15 protein-coding genes are annotated in these 20,995 nt (G+C 71.1%); 5 read left to right on the forward strand and 10 right to left on the reverse strand.

Translation table 11 applies throughout. The annotated features are described in order from the left end of the window. Positions 1 to 7: 7 nt before the first annotated feature. Genes C1M51_RS13635 through C1M51_RS13650 form a run of 4 tightly spaced genes read right to left on the reverse strand, consistent with a single transcriptional unit; the run spans position 8 to position 4,594 of the window. Positions 8 to 916 carry a MoxR family ATPase gene (locus C1M51_RS13635; RefSeq protein ID WP_129450558.1) on the reverse strand — a complete coding sequence of 303 codons (909 nt, stop codon included), beginning with the start codon at positions 914 to 916 and terminating at the stop codon, positions 8 to 10. Between the two features lie 2 nt (positions 917 to 918). Continuing rightward, positions 919 to 1,710, reverse strand: coding sequence for a xanthine dehydrogenase family protein subunit M (locus C1M51_RS13640; protein WP_129450559.1), 792 nt, complete (start codon positions 1,708 to 1,710; stop codon positions 919 to 921). Between the two features lie 28 nt (positions 1,711 to 1,738). Continuing rightward, positions 1,739 to 4,093: a xanthine dehydrogenase family protein molybdopterin-binding subunit gene (locus C1M51_RS13645; protein WP_129450561.1), complete on the reverse strand. Its 2,355-nt coding sequence runs from the start codon at positions 4,091 to 4,093 to the stop codon at positions 1,739 to 1,741. Positions 4,094 to 4,120: 27 nt separating this feature from the next. Continuing rightward, positions 4,121 to 4,594, reverse strand: coding sequence for a (2Fe-2S)-binding protein (locus C1M51_RS13650; protein WP_129450563.1), 474 nt, complete (start codon positions 4,592 to 4,594; stop codon positions 4,121 to 4,123). A 197-nt stretch (positions 4,595 to 4,791) separates the two neighbouring features. On the opposite strand from C1M51_RS13650, the gene C1M51_RS13655 reads away from it, so the two are divergent. Continuing rightward, a complete protein-coding gene (locus tag C1M51_RS13655; protein WP_129450565.1) occupies positions 4,792 to 5,793 on the forward strand; it encodes an XdhC family protein in 1,002 nt (333 codons plus the stop codon). 73 nt (positions 5,794 to 5,866) lie between these two features. Next, on the forward strand, positions 5,867 to 7,174 hold the full coding sequence (gene hmgA / locus C1M51_RS13660; protein ID WP_129450567.1) for a homogentisate 1,2-dioxygenase: 1,308 nt from the start codon (positions 5,867 to 5,869) through the stop codon (positions 7,172 to 7,174). 22 nt (positions 7,175 to 7,196) lie between these two features. Here the strand turns inward: hmgA and C1M51_RS13665 are convergent, their stop codons facing one another. The 3 genes from C1M51_RS13665 to C1M51_RS13675 all read right to left on the reverse strand — a co-directional run bounded on the left by C1M51_RS13665 (position 7,197) and on the right by C1M51_RS13675 (position 14,059). Further along, entirely contained in the window at positions 7,197 to 9,257 is a 2,061-nt protein-coding gene (locus C1M51_RS13665) for a PQQ-dependent dehydrogenase, methanol/ethanol family (RefSeq protein WP_242499711.1), read from the reverse strand. A gap of 490 nt (positions 9,258 to 9,747) precedes the next feature. Further along, the gene (locus tag C1M51_RS13670; protein WP_207207753.1) at positions 9,748 to 11,061 is read right to left on the reverse strand and encodes a DUF1329 domain-containing protein; all 1,314 of its coding nucleotides are present in this window, start codon (positions 11,059 to 11,061) and stop codon (positions 9,748 to 9,750) included. 241 nt (positions 11,062 to 11,302) lie between these two features. Continuing rightward, entirely contained in the window at positions 11,303 to 14,059 is a 2,757-nt protein-coding gene (locus tag C1M51_RS13675; protein WP_129450571.1) for a LuxR C-terminal-related transcriptional regulator, read from the reverse strand. Between the two features lie 282 nt (positions 14,060 to 14,341). Here C1M51_RS13675 and C1M51_RS13680 point away from each other — a divergent pair, with 282 nt between their 5' ends. Together C1M51_RS13680 and C1M51_RS13685 are read left to right on the forward strand one after the other, a co-directional pair. Then, positions 14,342 to 15,424: an aromatic ring-hydroxylating dioxygenase subunit alpha gene (locus tag C1M51_RS13680; RefSeq protein ID WP_129450573.1), complete on the forward strand. Its 1,083-nt coding sequence runs from the start codon at positions 14,342 to 14,344 to the stop codon at positions 15,422 to 15,424. Further along, the gene (locus C1M51_RS13685) at positions 15,417 to 16,376 is read left to right on the forward strand and encodes a PDR/VanB family oxidoreductase (protein WP_242499720.1); all 960 of its coding nucleotides are present in this window, start codon (positions 15,417 to 15,419) and stop codon (positions 16,374 to 16,376) included. The genes C1M51_RS13680 and C1M51_RS13685 overlap by 8 nt, the downstream gene beginning before the upstream one ends. An 18-nt stretch (positions 16,377 to 16,394) precedes the next feature. Here C1M51_RS13685 and pcaF read toward each other — a convergent pair whose 3' ends face one another. From pcaF to C1M51_RS13700, 3 genes are read right to left on the reverse strand one after another with little or no spacing between them, the layout of a single operon-like run. After that, entirely contained in the window at positions 16,395 to 17,600 is a 1,206-nt protein-coding gene (gene pcaF, locus C1M51_RS13690; protein ID WP_129450575.1) for a 3-oxoadipyl-CoA thiolase, read from the reverse strand. A gap of 38 nt (positions 17,601 to 17,638) precedes the next feature. After that, positions 17,639 to 19,183 (reverse strand): 3-hydroxyacyl-CoA dehydrogenase, encoded by a 1,545-nt coding sequence (locus C1M51_RS13695; RefSeq protein WP_129450577.1) that lies wholly within the window; start codon positions 19,181 to 19,183, stop codon positions 17,639 to 17,641. Next, a complete protein-coding gene (locus C1M51_RS13700; RefSeq protein ID WP_409072633.1) occupies positions 19,180 to 19,920 on the reverse strand; it encodes an enoyl-CoA hydratase-related protein in 741 nt (246 codons plus the stop codon). The genes C1M51_RS13695 and C1M51_RS13700 overlap by 4 nt, the downstream gene beginning before the upstream one ends. Before the next feature lie 210 nt (positions 19,921 to 20,130). On the opposite strand from C1M51_RS13700, the gene C1M51_RS13705 reads away from it, so the two are divergent. Beyond that, entirely contained in the window at positions 20,131 to 20,958 is an 828-nt protein-coding gene (locus C1M51_RS13705) for an alpha/beta fold hydrolase (protein ID WP_129450580.1), read from the forward strand. Positions 20,959 to 20,995 lie beyond the last annotated feature (37 nt).

Genomic DNA, 20,995 nt, shown 5'->3' on the forward strand with positions numbered 1-20,995 from the left:
CGCGACGTCAGCCGCGCAAGGCTGCGCGCACCTGCTCCACCAGCCGCGCCGCCTCGGAGCCCTGCACCTTGGCGATGTCGTCCTGGTACTTGAGCAGCACGCCCAGCGTGTTGTTCACGGTTTCGGGGTCGAGCTGCAGCGCGTCGAGTTCCAGCAGCGCGCGGCTCCACTCGATGGTCTCGGCGATGCCCGGCAGCTTGTACAGGTCGGTGCCGCGCAGCGCCTGGATGAAGGCGACGATCTGCCGCGACAGTGCCTCGCTCGCGCCCGGCACGCGCTGGCGCAGGATCGCGAGTTCGCGGTCGGCGTCGGGAAAGCCGACCCAGTGGTAGAGGCAGCGTCGCTTCACCGCGTCGTGCACCTCGCGCGTGCGGTTGCTGGTCAGCACCACGATCGGCGGCGCCGCCGCCTTCACCGTGCCCAGCTCGGGGATGGTGATCTGGAAGTCCGACAACACCTCCAGCAGGTAGGCCTCGAAGGGCTCGTCGGCGCGGTCGAGCTCGTCGATCAGCAGTACCGGCGGCAGCGGCTGCGCCGGGTCGATGGCCTGCAGCAGCGCGCGCTGCGTCAGGAAGCGCGGCGAGAACAGGTCGGCGGCGAGCTGCTCGCGCGTGGCCCCGGCGTCGCGCTCGGCGAGGCGGATCTCGATCATCTGGCGCGGGTAGTTCCACTCGTAGGCGGCGCCGGCCAGGTCCAGGCCCTCGTGGCATTGCAGGCGGATCAGCGGGCGCTCCAGCATCGCCGCCACCGTCTTGGCGATCTCGGTCTTGCCGGTGCCCGGCTCGCCCTCGAGGAACAGCGGGCGCTGCAGCCGCAGCGCGAGGTACAGCGCGGTGGCGAGCTGGCGGTCGGCGAGGTAGCCGTGCGCTTGCAGGCGGGCGGCGGTGTCGTCGATGCCGGTGGGGAGGTCGGTCACGTTCAACCAGCCGCCGCCACCGCCCGCCCGGCCAGCACCGGGATCAGCGCGGCGCGGTACTCGGCCGAGCCGTGCAGGTCGGTGCTCAGGCCCTCGGCGTCGACCTTCACGCCGTTGCAGGCGGCGGCCGACCAACCGGCCGCGAGCCTGTCCTCCAGCGCCTTCACGCGCATCACGCCGGCGCCCGCGCCGGTGACCGCCACGCGCACGCCCTGCGGGCCCTTGCTGACGAACACGCCGACGATCGAGAAGCGCGAGGCCGGCTGGTTGAACTTCTGCCAGCCCGCCTTCTCCGGGATCGGGAAGCTCACCGAGGTGATGATCTCGCCCTCGGCCAGCGCCGTCTCGTACAGGCCCTTGAAGAACTGGTCCGCCGGGATGCTGCGGCGGTCGGTGGTGACCGTGGCGCCCAGGCCCAGCGTGGCCGCCGGATAGCAGGCCGCCGGGTCGTTGTTGGCGAGGCTGCCGCCGATCGTGCCGCGGTTGCGCACCTGGCGGTCACCGATCTTGCCGGCCAGCTCGGCCAGCGCCGGAATGGCCTTCTGCACCTCGGCCGAAGCGGCCACGGTGGCGTGGGTGGTCATCGCGCCGATGGTGACGCTCTTCGTGTCGACCTGGATGCCCTTGAGTTCGGCAATGGCGCCCAGGTCGACGATGGCGTCCGGCGCCGCGAGGTCCAGCTTCATCGAGCCGAGCAGCGACTGGCCGCCGGCCATCAGCTTGGCGTTGTCGGCCTCAGCGGCCTTCACGGCGTCGGCCACGGTGGCGGGGGTCTGGTAGGCGAAGGCTTGCATGGTGGGTCTCCTGGTCGGATCGGCGGGCTCAGCGGGCGGCGGCCTGGACGGCCTGCCATACCGTGTGCGGCGTGGCCGGCATCGGCATGTCGCGCAGGCCGAGCGCGTCGCACACCGCGTTGATCACTGCCGGCGGCGAGCCGATCGCGCCGGCCTCGCCGCAGCCCTTCACGCCCAGCGGGTTGTGGGTGCAAGGCGTGCCCTGGGCGGTCTCGACCACGAAGCTGGGCAGGTCGTCGGCGCGCGGCATCGCGTAGTCCATGTAGCTGCCGGTCAGCAGCTGGCCGCTCTCGGTGTCGTACTGACCGTGCTCCAGCAGTGCCTGGCCGATGCCCTGCGCCAGCCCGCCGTGCACCTGGCCCTCCACGATCATCGGGTTGACGATGTTGCCGAAGTCGTCGACCGCGGTGAAGCGCTCGACCTTCACCACGCCGGTCAGCGGGTCCACCTCGACCTCGCAGATGTAGGTGCCCGACGGGTAGGTGAAGTTGGTCGGGTCGTAGAAGGCGTTCTCGTTCAGGCCCGGCTCCAGCTTGTCGAGCGGGTAGTTGTGCGGTACGTAGGCGGTCAGCGAGACCGACGCGAAGGGCACGCTCTTGTCGGTGCCGGCCACCTTGAACACGCCGTCCTCGAACTCGACGTCGGTGTCGGCCGCCTCCATCAGGTGAGCGGCGATCTTCTTGCCCTTGGCGATCACCTTGTCGACCGCCTTCACGATCGCGGTGCCGCCCACCGACAGCGAGCGCGAGCCGTAGGTGCCCATGCCGAACAGCACCTTGCCGGTGTCGCCGTGCTCGATGCTCACGTCCTCGAGCGGGATGCCCAGCTTGTCGGCGACGATCTGCGCGAAAGTGGTCTCGTGGCCCTGGCCGTGGCTGTGGCTGCCGGTGAAGACGGTCACCTTGCCGGTCGGGTGCACGCGCACCTCGCCGGCCTCGAACAGGCCCGCACGCGCGCCCAGCGCGCCGGCGATGTTGCTCGGCGCCAGGCCGCAGGCCTCGATGTAGGCCGAGTAGCCCAGGCCGCGCTTCAGGCCCTTGGCCTCGCTGGCCGCGCGGCGTGCGGGGAAGCCGGCCACGTCGGCCAGTTCCTGCGCGCGGCCGAGCAGGGCGGCGAAGTCGCCGGTGTCGTAGGTCAGCCCGACCGGCGTGGCGTACGGGAAGGTCTGGATGAAGTTGCGGCGGCGGATCTCAGCCGGGTCGATGCCGAGGTCGCGCGCGGCGGTCTCGACCATGCGCTCGACCACGTAGGTGGCCTCGGGCCGGCCGGCGCCGCGGTAGGCGTCCACCGGCGCGGTGTTGGTGAACACGCCGGTCACTTCGCAGAAGATCTTCGGCGTGGCGTACTGGCCGGCCAGCAGCGTGGCGTACAGGATGGTCGGCACGCTGGACGCGAAGGTCGACAGGTAGGCGCCGAGGTTGGCCGTGGTGTGCACCCGCAGCGCGAGGAAGCGGCCGTCCCGGTCGGTGGCCAGTTCGGCGGTGGTCACGTGGTCGCGGCCGTGGGCGTCGGTCAGGAAGGCCTCGCTGCGGTCGGCGGTCCACTTGATGGGCCGGCCGACGTGCTTGCTGGCCCAGGTGATCGCGGTCTCCTCCGCGTACAGGAAGATCTTGGAACCGAAGCCGCCGCCCACGTCGGGCGCCACCACGCGCATCTTGTGCTCGGGGATGCCCAGCACGAAGGCGCACATCAGCAGCCGCTCGACGTGCGGGTTCTGGTTGGCCACATGCAGCGTGTAGCTCTCGTCGCTCGGGTTGTAGGACGCGTTCGCGCAGCGCGGCTCGATCGCGTTCGGGATCAGCCGGTTGTTGCGGAACGAGAGCTTGCTCACGTGCGGCGCCGCGGCCACCGCGGCGTCCACGTCGGCGCGGTCGCCGATGGCCCAGGTGTAGCAGACGTTGTCCGGCGCCATCTCGTGCAGCGTGCTGCCGGCCGCCTTGGCGGTGGCGGTGTCGACCACCGGCGCGAGTTCCTCGTAGTCCACCTCGATCAGGGCCGCCGCGGCCTTGGCCTGCGCATGGGTCTCGGCCACCACCAGCGCCACCGCGTCGCCGACGTAGAGCGCCTTGTCGTCGCACAGGATCGGGTGCTTGGGTTCCTTCATCGGCGTGCCGTCGACGCTGGTGATCAGCCAGCCGCAGGGCAGGCCGCCGACGTTGCGGAAGTCGGCGCCGGTGTAGACGCCCAGCACACCCGGCGCGGCCTGCGCCGCGTCGATGGCGATGCCGTTGATGCGGGCGTGGGCGTAGGGCGAGCGCAGGAAATAGGCGTAGGTCTGCCCCTGCTGGATCAGGTCGTCGGTGTACTGGCCGCGGCCGGTGAGGAAGCGCGCGTCTTCCTTGCGCTGGACCGGCTGGCCGATGAAACCCTGGCGTGCGTTCATGGTGTAGGTCTCCTGGGTTCGCGGGGCTCAGGCGCCCATGCCCTTGGCGCCCACCTGGACCGCCTTGACGATGTTCTGGTAGCCGGTGCAGCGGCAGAAGTTGCCCTCGAGGTGCTCGCGGATCCTGTGCTCGCTGCTGTGGTCGTGGTGCTTCACCAGGTCGATCGAGCTCATCACCATGCCGGGCGTGCAGTAGCCGCATTGCAGGCCGTGGCAGGCCTTGAAGGCGGCCTGCATCGGGTGCATCGTGCCGTCGGCCGCGGCCACGCCCTCGATGGTGGTCACCGTATGGCCGGCCGCCTGCACCGCCAGCATGTTGCAGCTCTTCACCGCCCGGCCGTCGAGGTGCACCGTGCAGGCACCGCACTGCGCGGTGTCGCAGCCCACGTGCGTGCCGGTGAGTCGCAGCGTGTCGCGCAGGAAGTGCACCAGCAGCGTGGCCGGTTCGACCTCGCGTTCCACCGCGCGCCCGTTCACCGTCAGTTTCAGCGTTTGACTCATCGCATGTCCCTCGTGCCTTGGTGTGTCGATCCGGAAAGTGTGGCGACGCTCTTCGTGTTTGGCTTACCGCAGGAATCCCTTATGAAATCGATTGCAATGGCTGGCGGGTCGAGTTCGGCGAAAGGTTTCATAGGGGGAAGCGCGCGGTCGACGCGGTGGCCTCGGCGTTTCACGATGCCGCTCCACGGACGGACAACATGGACAACGTCGACCTGCAGGTGTTCAGGACGGTGCGCGACTGGCGCCAAGCCGGGCATCGCGTCGTGCTCGCGACGGTGACGCGCACCTGGGGCTCCGCGCCGCGGCCCGTGGGCTCGGTGGTCGCGGTGCGCGGCGACGGCCTGGTGGCCGGCTCCGTGTCGGGTGGTTGCATCGAGGACGACCTGATCGAGCGCGTGCGCGCCACGTCGATCGCCGCGGATCGCCCGGAAAAAGTGTGCTACGGCGTTACAGGTGACGAGGCGGCGCGCTTCGGACTTCCGTGCGGCGGATCGCTGGAACTGGTGGTGGAAACGGTCACCGCGCGCAGCGCGATCGACGAGCTGCTGGCCCGCCTGGAACGCGGCGGCCGGGTGAGGCGCACGCTGCACCTGGCCGATGGCCGGGTCGAGCTGGCGGCCGGTGCCGGCGAGCTGCTGCTGTTGAACGACGCGACGCTGGTGACCACGCTGGGCCCCGGTTTCCGCCTGCTGCTGATCGGTGCCGGCCAGCTGACCCACTACCTCGCGATGATGGCGCTGGCACTGGACTACGAGGTGCTGATCTGCGACCCGCGCGAGGAGTACGCCGCCGCCTGGGCCGTCGCCGGCAGCACGCGGGTGAGCGGCATGCCCGACGACGCCGTGACCGCGCTGCGCCCCGACGCGCACACCGCGGTGGTCGCGCTGACCCACGACCCCAAGCTCGACGACCTGGCCCTGATGGAGGCGCTGCAGTCCGAGGCCTTCTACGTCGGCGCGATCGGCTCGCAGGCCAACCAGCGCAAGCGCTGCGAGCGGCTGAAGCAGCACTTCGGCCTCGACGATGCCGCGCTCGCCCGGCTGCACGGCCCGGTGGGCCTGAAGAACGGCGCACGCACCCCGCCGGAGATCGCCGTCAGCATCCTGGCCGAGATGACCGCGGTGCGCTACGGCTACCGCATCCTGCCGCCGGTGCCGCCGTCGGGGCCGGCCGCGGTCGAGGCCGGCTGCGCCGTCTGAGCGCCGGGGCCGGCGGCCCGTCCGCAGCGCCTGCAGGGCCGCAGGCAGAATGCTCGGCGAGGACGGGATTTCGATGCACCACGCTCCCCTGCGCTACCAGAGCGGCTTCGCCAACCACTTCGAGAGCGAGGCGCTGCCCGGTGCGCTGCCGGTGGGCCGCAACTCGCCGCAGCGCTGTCCCTACGGCCTGTACGCCGAGCAGTTCAGCGCCACCGCCTTCACCGCGCCGCGCGCCGACAACCGCCGCAGCTGGCTCTACCGCATCCGTCCGGCCGCGATGCACGCGCCGTTCGAGCCGTACGACGACGGCGGCCGGCTGGTCAGCGACTTCTCGACGCTCGCCACGCCGCCCGACCCGCTGCGCTGGAACCCGCTGCCGCTGCCGGCGGCGCCGACCGACTTCGTCGACGGCCTCGTGACCTGGGCCGGTCACGGCGATGCGGGCGTGCAGGCCGGTGCCGCGATCCATCTCTACGCCGCCGACCGCTCGATGCAGCAGCGCAGCTTCTGCAGCGCCGACGGCGAGCTGCTGATCGTGCCCCAGCTCGGCCGCCACCGCTTCGTCACCGAGCTCGGCGTGCTCGAGGTCGAGCCGCAGGAGATCGTCGTCATCCCGCGCGGCCTGCGCTTTCGCGTCGAGCTGCCCGACGGCGCGGGCCGCGGCTATGTGTGCGAGAACCACGGCGCGCCGTTGCGCCTGCCCGACCTCGGACCGATCGGCGCCAACGGCCTGGCGCATGCGCGCGACTTCCTCGCGCCGGTGGCCGCCTACGAAGATGTGGACGGCCCGCACCAGCTGGTCACGAAGTTCATGGGCCGGCTGTGGTCGGCGGCGATGGACCACTCGCCGCTCGACGTGGTGGCCTGGCACGGCAACTGCGCACCGTACAAGTACGACCTGCGGCGCTTCAATGCCATCGGCTCGATCAGCCACGACCACCCCGACCCGTCGATCTTCCTGGTGCTGCATGCGGCCTCCGACACGCCAGGCACCAGCGCCCTCGACTTCGTGGTGTTCCCGCCGCGCATCCTGGCGATGCAGGACACCTTCCGGCCGCCCTGGTTCCACCGCAACGTCGCCAGCGAGTTCATGGGCCTGATCCACGGCGTGTACGACGCCAAGGCCGAAGGCTTCCTGCCCGGCGGCGCGAGCCTGCACAACTGCATGACCGGCCACGGCCCCGACGCCGAGACCTTCGAGAAGGCGAGCCATGCCGACCTGTCGCAGCCCGACGTGATCCGCGACACCATGGCCTTCATGTTCGAGGCGCGCCACGTCTGGCGCCCGACACCCCGGGCGCTGGCCTCGCCGCTGCGGCAGGCCGACTACGCGCGCTGCTGGCAGGGCCTGCGCCGGCACTTCGATCCCGCACGGCGCTGAGCGCGCCGCGCGGGCCGCAGCTTCATCGGTCCCGGGTCTTCGCAGCGGCCTGCGCGGCCGCCTCGTCGTCTCTCAGCTGACGCGCGCGATCGACCACATAGGCCCGGATCGCCTCGACGTCCTCGGCGGCGATGCGTCCCGTCCAGTTCGGCATGCCCTTGTCGGCCAGCGCGCCGCCCAGGACCACCGCATCCCAGGCGGACTTGACCGACAGCATCGGTGAACGGCGCAGATCGGGGATCACGTTGGCGGCGTAGGTGCCGAAGCCGTGGCAGGCCGCGCAGTTTCCGTACAGTGCGGCGCCGCGCGACACGGTCTCGGCCGGCCACGTCTGCGCGGGCACATTGGGAGGCAGGAGCGGTCTGCTGTTGTCCGGCAGCACCGCCCGGCCGTCGAGCTTGAAGGCCAGGATGCGTCCGTGCAGGCCCACCTTGGGTGCGATGGCGAACGGCGCGTGCAGGGCGTTCGAGCCACCGAAGCCGGCCACGACCGCGACGTACTGCTCGCCTCCGACCGCATACGTCATGGCGCCGGCGATGATGCCGTCGAAGCCCTGCCAGCTCCACACCTGCCGGCCGGTGTCGGCCGTGTAGGCCACCAGCCGGCCATCGGGCGTGCCCTGGAACACCAGGTTGCCGCCGGTCGCCAGCACGCCCGCCGAGGCCAGGTTGCCGTGCTGGACCCGCCAGGCCTCCTTCTGCCGGACGGCGTCCCACGCCACCAGCGCGCCGCGCGTCTGCATGGCCAGCAGGCGCCGATGCGACTCGCTGCCGGGGCCGGCGAAGGTGGTGGCCTCGATGCCGGTGTTCCAGGTGCCGCGCTGCGGCGAGTACTTGAAGTCGGGCGAGTAGTTGTAGTCGAGCGGCACGTCCTGCACCGGGATGTAGGTGAGGCCGGTCTTCGGGCTGAAGGCCATGGGGTGCCAGTTGTGGGAGCCGAACGGCCCCGGCATGGCCCAGAACGACTTCTTCGTGCGCTCGTAGCGGGCGCCGGGCGCCTCGATCGGGCGGCCGGTCTTCAGGTCGATGCCGGTCGCCCAGTTGACCGTGGTGAAGGGCTCGGCCGAGATCAGTGCGCCGTCCTTGCGGTCGACCACGTAGAAGAAGCCGTTCTTCGGCGCATGGAGCAGCACCTTGCGCTGGCGGCCCTGCAGCGTCAGCTCGGTCAGGATGATCGGCTGCGTGGAGGTGAAGTCCCAGTTCTCGCTCGGGGTTTCCTGGTAGTGCCACTTGTAGGCGCCCGTCTCCGCATCCAGCGCGAGGAGCGAGCCCAGGAACAGGTTGTCGCCCTTGCTGCCCGAGCGGTGCTCCCAGCTCCAGGGGTTGCCGTTGCCGGTGCCGATGATCACCTGATCGAAGTCGGCGTCGTAGACGATGGCATCCCACGGCGTGCCGCCACCGCCGGTCTGCTTCCAGGCCCCGTCGTGCCAGGTGCCGTAGGCCTTGCTCATCAGGATCGCGTCCGAGGCCGCGCCGTCGGGCTTGTTCTCGGGGTTCGGCGTCATGTAGAAGCGCCAGGCCAGCGCGCCGGTCTCGGCGTCGTAGGCGCTGACGTAGCCGCGCACGCCGTACTCCGCGCCGCCGTTGCCGATCAGGACCTTGCCCTTGACCACCCGGGGCGCGCCGGTGATCGTGTACGGCCGGGTCTGATCCACCGTGACGGTGGACCACACGAGCTTGCCGGTCTTCGCGTCCAGCGCCTCGAGCCGGCCGTCCAGGGTGCCGACGTAGACCTTGCCGTTCCACGCGGCGACGCCACGGTTGACCACGTCGCAGCAGGCGTCGGCACCGCGGTCGCCAGGCACCTTCGGATCATGGCGCCACAGCAGCTTGCCGGTGGCGGCGTCGTAGGCGTAGACCTTCGACCAGCTCGAGGTCGTGTACATCACGCCGTCGATCACCAAGGGCGTGGCCTCCTGGCCTCGCGAGGTGTCGAAGTCGCCGTACCAGGCCAGCTTCAGCCGCGCGATGCTGCGCGTGTTGATCTGGTCGAGCGGGCTGTAGCGGGCCTCCTGGTAGGTGCCGCCGTGCGTCATCCAGTTGGCGGGCTCCTGGGCCGCGGCGGCCAGTCGCGCGGCGTTCACGGGGTTCGCTGGCGCGGCCGATGCGCAGGGACTGCCGGCCAGGGTCGCCGCAAGGATCAGGGGGGTCGCGCCATGGCGCAGGACGGCCTTCCATGAGTGCATGTCGAGGAGCTCCGTTGTGTTCGATGGAATGGGCCCCGCCGACGCGGCAAGGCCGCATTGCGCCGCGGCACGGTGCATCGCGCCGGCGTCGTCGGGTCCGCCGGCCCTGCCGTTCCGCGGCGATGCGCGTGACCGGGGCTGGCGGCAGCGAAAGCGGGCTGCACGGTCGTCACCGTGCGCCTGCGTTGTGGAAATGATCCCTCAGGCTCGCGGCGTGGCGCCCACCCGTCGGGGTAGTTTGCGAAGCCGGGCGTCAATGTGGGAAGAACTCACATCTCGCCCCGGCAGGGCAAAAAAAGCGGACTCCGAAGAGTCCGCAAGTGGATCTCGAAAAATCCACAGATTCAACAATCGTTCGCTCGGGAGCCGCGATCGGGGAATGCCGATCTCAGTTGCCGCCTCGCATGTTCTGGACGCTGAAGATGCCGTCGTGCACCAGGCCGGGATCGACCTTGCCGCGGAACGATCCCGTGGTGCAGTGCCGGGCCTGCACGTCGATCATCGAGAAGGTGTCGCCGATGTCCGCGCCCTTGCCCTTGTTGATGGGGTCGGCGCCGCGGTCGGCATGCACCCAGCCGATGACGAACTGCTTCCAGAGTTCGCCCTTCCGGTCGTAGATCTCGACGATGGGGAGCTCCGCGGTCTGGGCGTCCATGTAGTACACGCGCTTGCTCACCGGATGGCTGGCGTCCTTCGGCGTGGCCTCGATCACGTAGGTCGTGCGCAGCTGGAACGGTGCGTCCTGGTGGCACTGGGACTTGCCGCCGAAGCCGGTGTACTCCCACACCGAACCGTCCTCGCCGGTCGCCTTGTGCTGGCGCCCCTTGCTCTTGACCGCCGCACGGTCCCAGAACGGCAGCAGCAGCGTCTTCGTACCCTTGTACGTCCAGGTCATGTCCGAGATGCGGCCGTTGTAGCCCTCGAAGTCCTCGATCATCAGATCGGAACCGAGGAAGGCGTCGGTCGTCTGCCCGGTGGCTAGCCGGCGCACCCGCCGCTGGAAGCCGAGGTAGAGGTAGGCATCGCTGAGCTTGGTGTCGTCCTTGAACTTCTGGATCAGCAGCTGCGTGTTCGCCAGGTCCTGCGGCGCGCTGACGCGCACGTAGATGCCGCGGTAGAGGTTGCTCGGGTTCGGCGTGAACTCCGGGGTCGGCTCGTCGACGGTGCGGAACGCATAGCGCTTGAAGCAGAACTTGTCGAACACGATGGAGCGCTCCACCTTGCCGGTGTCGTAGCTCTTGTAGTCCCAGATGAAGGGCTCGATGCAGCCGAGATCGCCCCACACGCGGCCGTACTGGAAGTTCCAGGCCAGCTTGAGGCCGGCGGTCGGGTCCTTGAGGTCGGGCTCCTGCGGGAACGGACGTCCCGCGACGTAGTTCTTCAGCGTTCCGTTCGGATCGAGCCGGACGTTCAGCGCGTTCTTCCGGGTGGCCTCGATGTACTTGGCGTGCATCGAGAAGTCGAAGGTCTCCCCGACCTGCATCTCGTATTCGCCCTTCTTGATGAACTCGTACATCGCGCTGTTGAGATAGGGCTTGGCGGCCTCGACGTTGCCCTTGTGGATCACGCCGCCGGGGGCGATGCCCTCGGCCCTCGGTGCGCCCGCGCGGTAGGTGTGGAACGCCTTGTTCAGCACCTCGTCCGCCACCTCCTGGGCGACGCAGGGCGTGCAGGCGGCGGTGAGCAGCAGCAGCTTCAGCAAGCCGGCGGTCCGGGGGTGGAATCGGCGAGGCGGGATGCCTGCCGTGGGGGCGCGGTGGCGCGGTCTGAGGGTCATGATCACGGGATGTCTCCTTCGGTCAGCGAGCCTGGAGGCTCGTCTGCGGACAGTCTCGCGAGGGATCGCCCACCGGGCACCCATCGAAAAGACGGGCGGGCCGGGGCGGTGCGCCGGTGGGCGCCCCGTCAGGCAGTCCGCGAAGGAGGGCGGGGCGGCGGAGGGTTCAGCCGCGCAGCAGCCCCATGCGGCGGGCCTGCACGAGCGCCTGGGCGCGGCGGTGCACGCCCATCTTCAGGAAGATGCGCTGCCAGTACCACTTCACCGTGCTCTCGGCGAGGCCGAGCGACGCGCCGATCTCGCTGTTGAGCATGCTGCTGCCGGCGAGCTGGAGGATCTCGATCTCCCGCTCGGACAGCGGCTCCGTCGCGGGGGCCTCGAGCAGCGCGGTGCCGGTGCCCGCGAGGCCCGGCTGCGGCAGGGCCGCGGCACCGCCGAGGCGCAGGATCTGGCCGGCGGTCTGCAGCGCCGGCGTGGACGCGCCGGGGTCGCCGCGGTGCAACTGGTTCAGCAGTTCGATGACGGCTTCGCCTTCGTCCAGGAAGCTGCGGACGAAGCCGCCCGGCGCACCGGCATCGAGCCCTTCGATCAGGTAGCGCAATGCGGCGGGCCGGTTGCCGCTGCGCAGCGACAGCCTGGCGAGCAGCACGGCCAGGCGGACGAACGATCGCGTGCAACGGCGACCGCGAGCGAACGAGAGCCAGCTCTTGATCAACGCCAGCCCTTCGGCCTCCCGGCCGGTTTCGCAGAACAGGCGCGCATGGGCGATGGCCAGGGTCTCGGTGGTGCTGGTCGCACGGGTGCCGGGCGTCAAGCGACCCGGGTCGGTCTTGTCCGCATCGAGCACCCTGGCGGCCTCCCGCACCTCGCCCAGCAGCAGCAGCTGGCGCGAACGCTCGCAGAGGATGTGGGCACGCAGCCGATCGAAGTCGTAGCGGTCGGCGTAGTGCGAGGCGTCCTCGAGGATGGCCTGCGCCGACAGGTGGTTGCGATCCAGGAAGGCGATGCGCGCGTGGGTGACGAACCCGGCGATCAGGTTGTCGACGAAGCCGAGCTCGCGCGACATCGAGAAGTTCTCGCCCAGCAGCTGGCGCGCCGCCTCGACCTGGTTGCGCTCGTAGTGGAGTTCGGCCAGCAGCATCGACGGCATCGCCAGCAGCGCCGACTTCTCCCCATGCAGCCGGATCGCCCAGTCGCGCCCGCGGTTGTACGCGTCCTCGGCCTGCGCCAGATGCCCGGCCGCGAACAGGGTGGTGCCGGCGATGCTGTTGTGGAACGCCGTGCCGTAGACCGCACCGCCCTTCACGAACATCTCATGGGTGGCCTCGGCGGCGGCGGCCACCCCGTCCACGCTGTAGGTCTCGCGGCGGCACAGCATCAGCGCGGTCTCGGTCGAGGCGCGCATGAAGGCATCGGCCACCGTCGCCGCAGCGAGCCACTGGTGGCAGAGTCCCAGCGTGGCGGGGATGTCGTCGCTCAGCATCGACAGCATCATTTCCCGGTGTGCCAGCTTCGACATCAGGAGCTTGTGCTGCGCGCGGGCCGCGGCGTCCTGGGCGGGCAGCCGCGACTCCAGGGCCGCGCGCGCGTGGTCGAGCGCCTGGCGCGCCTCGAGGAACTGCCAGTGCAGCTCGCAGTCCCAGGCCAGGTCGAGCTGGAGCTGGGGGCAGCGTGCGGCCAGGGGCTCCGGCAGTCGCGCCGCATAGCTGCGGATGCTGGCGACCTGCCCCGCGGCGAACAGGTGGGCGCTGGCGGCGTCCAGCAGCCGGGCGGCGAGCGGCTCGTCCTGCGCGGCGAACGCGTGCTCGATGGCGTCGACCACGTGTCCGTGCGCCGCGAGCCAATCGCAGGCGCGCCGGTGCAGCGCGACCCAGCGCTCGGGGTGGCGTTCGTGCAGCCGGCGCTGCAGGAACTCGGAGAACAGGTGGTGGTACCGGTACCACTGCTTCTCGGAGTCGAGCGAGAAGACGAACAGGTTGGCGCGTTCGAGCTGGTCCAGGTGCTCGCGTCCGTCCGTCGTTTCCGTGACCGCATTGCAGAGCCCGGTGTCGAAGCGCTTGAGGATGCAGGTGGCGAGCAGGAAATCCTGGACCGGCGCCGGCTGGCGCTCGAACACTTCGTCCGCCAGGAAGTCGCCGACGTTGCAGTGCTGTCCCGAGAAGCGGGCCAGGAAGCGACGCGGGTCGTCGTTGTCGCGCAGCGCGATCGCGGCGAACTGCAGGCCGGCGACCCAGCCTTCGGTCCGGCCGTGCAGCAGGCCGATCAGGTCGGGCGAGATCGGGACGCCGTTCTGGCGGGCGAAGAAGTCGCCCACCTCGGCCGCGGAGAACTTGAGGTCCTGGACGCCGATCTCGAGCAGGTCGCCCCGGACCCGCAGCTGCGACAGCGGCAGCGTGCGTGCGTCGCGGGTCGCCACCAGCAGGTGCAGGCGCTCGAGGGGCGCGAGGAGGATCGCCTGCAGCGTGGCGATCACCGACCGGTCGGTGATCAGGTGGAAGTCGTCGATGAAGAGGAAGACGTCGCGATCGATGCCGACCAGCTCGTTCAGCAGCGTGGTCTTGAGCACCGTGGCCGGCAGGCTGACCCCGGAACGCAGCAGCGCGAGCGTGGCCTGTCCGGCGTGCGGGGCGTCGCTGCGCAGGGCCTCCACGAGGTGCAGCAGGAACCGGCCGAGGTCGTTGTCTTCCTCGTCGACGCTGAGCCAGCCGGTGGCGGCGGCGCTGCGCTCGATCTCGTGCCGGACCTGCGTGAGCAGGCTGGTCTTGCCGTAGCCGGCCGGCGCGACGAGGGTCGTCAGGGGCCGGGTGGCGCGCTTCGCGATGCGGGCGCACAGCTCCGTGCGGTCGACCAGCAGGCCCGAGTGCTTGCCCGGCGGGGCCAGCTTGGTCGTGTTGACGGTGGAGGCGAGCTTGTCGATGCGCATCGTGGGGTCACCGAGATCGGTTCGATCCCGAGGCGGTCGTCGAGTGCAATCCCTGGGGCGCATTCGAGCAAAGCCTGTACAGCGTCGCCAGGGGGAATCCCCCCGGGGCAGGCTCGGTGCCGAGCATGCGCCGCCTGCGACGGGCCGGCACCCTCCCAAAAGGCGAGCCCCCCGGTCGATGGGCGGGCCGCCAACGCCGGGGCGACCGTCCTTCGCAGGCGGTGCGTGGCGATGACGCGATTCCTAGGATGGCCCGGTCAAACCCACAAGAAGGAGGCCCCCATGTTTCTGAAGAATGCCTGGTACTGCGCGGGCTGGGACAGCGAGTTCGACCAGGGCCGCGACGCCATCATCGCCCGCAAGATCGCCGGCGAGCGGGTGGTGCTGTACCGCCGGCCGGATGGGCGCATGGTCGCGCTGGAGGATCGCTGCCCGCACCGGCAGGCCGCGCTGTCGCTGGGGCGCAAGGAGGGGAACTCGCTGCGCTGCATGTACCACGGGATGAAGTTCGACAGCGAGGGCCGCTGCGAAGAGATCCCGGGCCAGGCGGTGATCCCCGAGCGTGCCTGCGTCCGCCACTTCCCGGTGGTGGAGAAGAACAACTGGGTCTGGGTCTGGATGGGCGATCCAGTCAAGGCGGACGAGAGCCTGATCTGCTTCGCTGTCGGACCGAGCGATCCGAACTGGCACATCAAGCCGTCGAAGATGCACGTCGAGACCCACTACCGCTGGGAGATCGAGAACCTCGCCGACCTCAGCCACCTGACCTGGGTGCACGAGAAGACGGTCGGCGGCGATCCGGCCTACGGCCAGATCAAGCCGACCCACACGCTCACGCCGCGCGGGGTGAACACGCTGTTCTGGGTGCGCTCGGTCGCCCCGACGGGGATCGTCGCCCACCTGTTTCCGCCCGACATGAAGCTCGACATCTGCTTCGACATCCAGCACACCGTGCCGTGCAACTGGGTCATGCGCTTCCGCGCGTTCAGCGCCGGCACCCGCACCGAGGGGGAGTCCAACGGCCAGCTCATCCTCGACTCCTGGACCTGCCAGGCGGTGACGCCTTGCGACGAGGACTCGGTGGACTATTACTACTCCTGGGGCGCCAGCAAGGAGACCGAATTCCCGGGGATGAGCGATCTGCTCGGGCGAGCGCTGGACCAGGCGTTCACCGAGGACCGGATCATGCTGGAGGCGCAGCACCTCCGCCGCCGCGAGCGGCCGGACATGAAGCTGGTCAACATCACGCACGACGCCGGGCCGGGAAAGATGCTGTGGGTGCTGGACAAGCTCATCCGCGAGGAGGCGCAGGAACTCCAGGCGCAGCAGGACGCGCAGCGCAAGAGCATCCCCGTGCATGCGTGAGGCGGTGATGCAACTCGAGGTGTTCGGTATCCAGCGAGCAGCCGAAGGCGTCGTCGTGCTGGACCTGCGCGACAGGCTGGGCGCGGCGCTCCCGCCCTTCGAGCCGGGGGCGCACCTCGAGATCACGCTGCCGAACGGGCTGGTCCGGCACTACTCGATCTGCAGCAGTGCCGCCGAGCGGCACCGCTACTGCATCGGCGTCGGGCTGGCGGTGGACGGCCGGGGCGGGTCCCGCTACGTCCACGAGAGCCTGGGTCGTGGCCAGCGCATGGAGGTGTCGGCGCCCCGGAACCACTTCCCGCTGCGGACCGACGCGGAGGCCTACGTCTTCATCGCGGGCGGGATCGGCATCACGCCGATCCTGTCGATGCTCCGGTGGTGCGTGGACCACGGCAAGCACTGGCGCTTGCACTACAGCGTGCGCTCGCGCGAGCGGGCCGCGTTCCGGGAGGTGCTCGAAGGCTGGAGCGGCCTGGGCCGCATCACGATGCACGTCGACGACGAGGCGGGGCGTTACTTCGATCCGCAGCCGGCGCTGCAGGACACGCCGCCGCAGGCACACGTGTACTGCTGCGGCCCGACGGCGCTGATGGAGGCGGTGCGCGCGTCGGCGCACGCGCCGGACGACGGCCGGCTCCATTTCGAGTGGTTCACGCCGAGGCAGGACCCCGCGGCCTCGGAGGCGCTCCCGTTCACCGTGCTGATCCGAAGCACGGGCCGGCGGCTCGAGGTGCCGGCCGACCGCAGCCTGCTGGACGTTCTGGAGCAGCACGGACTGCCCGTCCCGTCCTCCTGCCGGGAGGGCCTCTGCGCGACGTGCCAGACGGGGGTCGTGTCCGGCATTCCGGACCATCGCGACAGCGTGCTGTCCGACGAGCAGCGGCGGTCCGGGCGATCCATCATGGTCTGCGTCTCGAGGGCACGCTCATCGGTCCTCGAGCTCGATCTCTGAGCGGCGCTCACGCCCGGCTCACACCCGCTCCAGCACCACCGCAATGCCCTGGCCGACCCCGATGCACATCGTGCACAGGGCGTAGCGCCCTCCGGTGTCGTGCAGCTGGTGGATCGCGGTGGTGATCAGCCGCGCGCCGCTGGCGCCCAGCGGGTGGCCCAGCGCGATGGCGCCGCCGTTCGGGTTGACGCGCGCGTCGTCGTCGGCCAGGCCGAGCTGGCGCAGCACCGCCAGGCCCTGGGCGGCGAAGGCCTCGTTCAGTTCGATCACGTCCATCTGCGCCAGCGTCAGGCCGGTGAGCTGCAGCACGCGCTGCGAGGCCGGCACCGGGCCGATGCCCATGAGGCGCGGCGCGACGCCGGCTGTGGCCATGCCCACCACGCGTGCGCGCGGCGTGAGGCCGTACCGGGCCGCGCCTTCCTCGTCGGCCAGCAGCAGCGCGCAGGCGCCGTCGTTGAGGCCCGAGGCGTTGCCGGCCGTCACCGTGCCGTCGGGACGCACCACGCCCTTCAGGCGGGCCAGCGCCTCGAGGCGGGTCTCGCGCGGGTGCTCGTCCTTCGCGACGACCAGGGGCTCGCCCTTGCGCTGCGGCACCGTCACCGAAGTGATCTCGGCGTCGAAGAAGCCGCGCTGCTGTGCCGCTACCGCCTTGCGCTGCGAGGCCAGCGCCATGCGGTCCTGCGCCTCGCGCTCGATGCCGAATTCGGCGGCCACGTTCTCGGCCGTCTCCGGCATCGAGTCGGTGCCGTGCAGCGCCTGCATGCGCGGGTTGACAAAGCGCCAGCCCAGTGTGGTGTCGTGGATCGCGGCGCTGCGCGACCAGGCGTTGTCGGCCTTGGGCATCACGAAGGGCGCACGGCTCATGCTCTCCACGCCGCCGGCCAGCATCAGACTGGCCTCGCCGCTGCGGATGGCGCGTGCGGCCGTGCCCACCGCGTCCATGCCGGAGCCACACAGGCGGTTGACGGTACTGCCCGGCACCTCCACCGGCAGCCCGGCCAGCAGGCTGGCCATGCGCGCCACGTTGCGGTTGTCCTCGCCGGCCTGGTTGGCGCAGCCCAGCACCACGTCGTCGACGGCCTGCCAGTCGACCCGCGGGTTGCGGGCCATCAGGGCCGCGAGCGGCACCGCGGCCAGGTCGTCGGCACGCACGCCGGACAGGGCGCCGCCGTAGCGGCCGAACGGGGTACGCAGCGCGTCGCAGAGGTAGGCGTCACGGGTCATGATGAGAGGCAAGGGGAGGGTTCGTCGATGCCGGGCGCTCAGGGCGCGGTCGCTTCCTGCAGCCAGGCCTGTTCGCGCAGCGCGGGGCTCGCACGGTAGCGCTCGCCGCGGTAGTGGGTGTCCAGGCGGTCGAGCAGCGCGACCACCTGGCGCGCATCCCAGCCTGCCAGCCATTCGAACGGGCCGGCCGGGTAGTTGACGCCGAGCTTCATCGCCAAGTCGGCGTCCGCCGCGCTGCACACGCCCTGCAGCACCGCGTCGGACGCCTCGTTGATCAGCATCGCCAGCGTGCGCGCCACCACCAGGCCCGGCACGTCGCGCAACCGCTGCGGCTGCCGGCCGGCGGCCTGCAGGCACTGTGCGGCGCGCGCCTGCCAGGCCACGCTCGCGTTGCCGCTGGCGCTCCAGGCGAGCGCAGCGTCGCCGTCGGCGGCCGGCGTGCCGCTTGTGCGGTCGTACAGCGCGAGGTCGCTCACCGCGTCCTCGGCGGCCACCTGCGCGGCCAGCCGGCCGTCGGTCTGGCGCAGCTGGGCGCCGTCGAGTTCGAGTCCGTTCCAGGGGCTCTCTGCCAGCCGCTCGAAGGGCCGGCCCTCGCGCGCCAGGCCGTCGAGCCAGCGCTCGACCAGCGCGCCGTGGCCGTGCACCCGACAGCGCGCCGCCGGCGGCAGCGCGGGTGCCGGCGCGGCGGGGTGCGCGGCCGGGCCCGGCGCCGCGCGCTCGGCGTGGTCGTAGAAGCCGCGCCCCGACTTGCGGCCGAGCAGGCCGCCGTCGACCAGCTCGCGCTGCACCAGCGAGGGCGCGTAGCGCCGGTCGCCGAAGTTGGCGTCGTGGACCGAGGCGGTCACCGCGAAGTTGGTGTCGTGGCCGATCAGGTCCATCAGCTCGCAGGGCCCCATGCGGAAGCCCGCGCCGCGCAGGCAGGCGTCGAGCACGGCCGGCTCGGCCGCACGCTCCTGCAGCAGCGCCAGCGTCTCGGCGTAGTAGGGCCGCGCGATGCGGTTGACGATGAAGCCCGGCGTCGAGCGGGCGTGCACCGGTGTCTTGCGCCAGCGCTCGCTGAGCGCGAACACGGCCTGCGCCACGGCCGGCTCGGTGCGCAGGCCGGAGACCACCTCCACCAGCTTCATCACAGGCACCGGGTTGAAGAAGTGCAGGCCGACGCAGCGCCCCGGGTGCCGCAGGTCGCGCGCCAGCGCGGTGATCGAGATCGACGAGGTGTTGGACGCCAGCACGCAGTCGGCGTCGACGATCGCCTCGAGTTGCGCGAACAGCGCGCGCTTGGCCTCGGCCTGCTCGACGATGGCCTCGACCACCAGCCGGGCGCCGGCCGCCGCGTCGATCGACGTGGCCGGGGTGATGCGCGCCAGCGTGGCCTGCGCCGCCTCCGCGCTCAGGCGACCCTTCGCCACCAGCGCGTCCAGGCCGGCGGCGAGCCGGCGCCATGCGGCGAGCGCCGCGCCGTCGCGGGCGTCATGCAGCTGCACCGGGTGCCCGGCCTGGGCCGCCACCTGCGCGATGCCGGCGCCCATGATGCCCGCGCCGATCACGCACACCGGCGACTGCGTGTCGAGCGCGCGCCTCATGCCGGCCCCTTCGCCCACGGCGGCGGGCGCTTCGCGAAGAAGGCGGCAAAGCCTTCGCGCGCCTCGTCGCCCAGGCGCACGCGGCTGATGGTCTGCGCCGTCAGCTCGCGCACCTCGGCGGTGATGGCGCCGACCTCGAGGCGGCCGAACAGCGCCTTGATCTCCGCCTGCGCGCACGGACCGTTCTGCAGCAGCTCGGCCGCGAGCGCGTCGACCGCCGCATCCAGCGCGGCGGGCGCCACCACCTGCTGCACCAGGCCCAGCTCGCGGGCCTCGGCGGCGCCGATCCGTGTGGCCGTCAGCGCCAGCCGCTTCGCCTGGCGCTTGCCGACCGCGTTGGTGAGATAGGGCCCGATCACCGACGGCAGGATGCCGAAGCGGGCCTCGCTGACGGCGAACGTCGCGTCCTCGCTGGCCACCGCGAGGTCGCAGGCGCACACCAGCCCGACACCGCCGCCCAGCGCCACGCCGTGCACGCGTGCGATCGTGGGTTGCGGGCAGGCGGCAACGCGGTCGAGCATCGCCGCGAAGCGCCTTGCGTCGGCCAGGTTCCAGTCCTGCGTGGCCGCGCTGGCACGCTGCATCCAGGCCAGGTCGGCGCCGGCCGAGAAGGCCTTGCCCTGGCCGGCCAGCACGATCACGCGCACCTGCGGGTCGGCCGCGAGCCGGGCATAGGCGGCGTCGAGCTCGCCGATCATCGCCTCGTCGAAGGCGTTGAACACCTGCGGTCGGGCCATCTCCACGCGCGCCACCCCGGAGGACGTCACGTCGATGCTCACTGTGTTCACGGCGGGTTCTCCTTTCCGGTCCTCGCGGTCGGCACGCGAAGTGCGGGCGGCCTTCGCGGCGCAGTGTCGCCGCGATCGCGTTCTCGTGCCGGCGGGGTAGCATCGGTCGCGTCCCGGCATCGCGCGCGATCGACCCGCGGCCTGACCGGACCCCACGCCGTGAACTCTCCGCCGCCCGCCCATCCCGATGCCGTCCGCGACGGCTTCGCGTCGATCACGTGGCGCGACCGCGACGTGCGCATCGAGTACCGCTGGATCGGCTGCGAACACCGCGCCGCGCCGCTGCTGGTGTTCCTGCATGAAGGCCTGGGCTCGGTGTCGATGTGGCGCGAGTTCCCGCAGCGGCTGTGCCAGGCCGTCGGCGTGCGCGGCCTGGTGTACTCGCGGCCCGGTTACGGCCGCTCCACGCCGCGCGCGGCCGACGAGGCCTGGGACGTGGACTTCCTGCACCGCCAGGCACACGAGGTGCTGCCGGCGCTCTTCGCCGCGCTGGCCATCGACGAGCCGGTGTGGCTGTTCGGGCACAGCGACGGCGGCTCGATCGCGCTGCTGCATGCCGCGCGTTTTCCGGCGTCGGTGGCGGGGCTGGCGGTGCTGGCACCGCACATCCTCGTCGAGGACATCACGGTCGCGGGCATCGAGCAGACGCGTCGCAGTTTCATGACGACCGAGCTGCCGCAGAAGCTGGCCCGCCACCACGACGACGTCGATTCGGCCTTCTGGGGCTGGAACCGCATCTGGCTGCATCCGTCGTTCCGGCAATGGAGCATCGAGGCCGAGATCGCGGCGATCCGCTGCCCGCTGCTCGCGGTGCAGGGGCAGGACGACGAGTACGGCACGCTGGAGCAGGTCCGCGGCATCGCACGGCGCGTGCCGCAGACGCGACTGCTGGAGCTGCCGCGCTGCGGCCATTCGCCGCACCGCGACCGGCCCGAGGCGGTGATCGCCGCAGTGGCCGCACTGATGGGGTGCACGCCGGCCGCCTGACGCGGCGTGTGCGGCGTCAGGCGGCCGGCGGGTGTCG

Origin of the sequence: Methylibium sp. Pch-M, assembly GCF_004136295.1 — a bacterium.
Taxonomy (GTDB): Bacteria; Pseudomonadota; Gammaproteobacteria; order Burkholderiales; family Burkholderiaceae_C; genus Methylibium; species Methylibium petroleiphilum.

Excerpts from the sequence above, each read along its gene's own strand:
- C1M51_RS13655 (WP_129450565.1), top strand. The coding sequence starts at position 4,792 with ATGGACAACGTCGACCTGCAGGTGTTCAGGACGGTGCGCGACTGGCGC.
- C1M51_RS13675 (WP_129450571.1), bottom strand. The coding sequence starts at position 14,059 with ATGCGCATCGACAAGCTCGCCTCCACCGTCAACACGACCAAGCTGGCC.
- C1M51_RS13640 (WP_129450559.1), bottom strand. The coding sequence starts at position 1,710 with ATGCAAGCCTTCGCCTACCAGACCCCCGCCACCGTGGCCGACGCCGTG.
- C1M51_RS13695 (WP_129450577.1), bottom strand. The coding sequence starts at position 19,183 with ATGAGGCGCGCGCTCGACACGCAGTCGCCGGTGTGCGTGATCGGCGCG.
- C1M51_RS13650 (WP_129450563.1), bottom strand. The coding sequence starts at position 4,594 with ATGAGTCAAACGCTGAAACTGACGGTGAACGGGCGCGCGGTGGAACGC.
- C1M51_RS13680 (WP_129450573.1), top strand. The coding sequence starts at position 14,342 with ATGTTTCTGAAGAATGCCTGGTACTGCGCGGGCTGGGACAGCGAGTTC.
- pcaF (WP_129450575.1), bottom strand. The coding sequence starts at position 17,600 with ATGACCCGTGACGCCTACCTCTGCGACGCGCTGCGTACCCCGTTCGGC.
- C1M51_RS13645 (WP_129450561.1), bottom strand. The coding sequence starts at position 4,093 with ATGAACGCACGCCAGGGTTTCATCGGCCAGCCGGTCCAGCGCAAGGAA.
- hmgA (WP_129450567.1), top strand. The coding sequence starts at position 5,867 with ATGCACCACGCTCCCCTGCGCTACCAGAGCGGCTTCGCCAACCACTTC.
- C1M51_RS13700 (WP_409072633.1), bottom strand. The coding sequence starts at position 19,920 with ATGGCCCGACCGCAGGTGTTCAACGCCTTCGACGAGGCGATGATCGGC.
- C1M51_RS13685 (WP_242499720.1), top strand. The coding sequence starts at position 15,417 with ATGCGTGAGGCGGTGATGCAACTCGAGGTGTTCGGTATCCAGCGAGCA.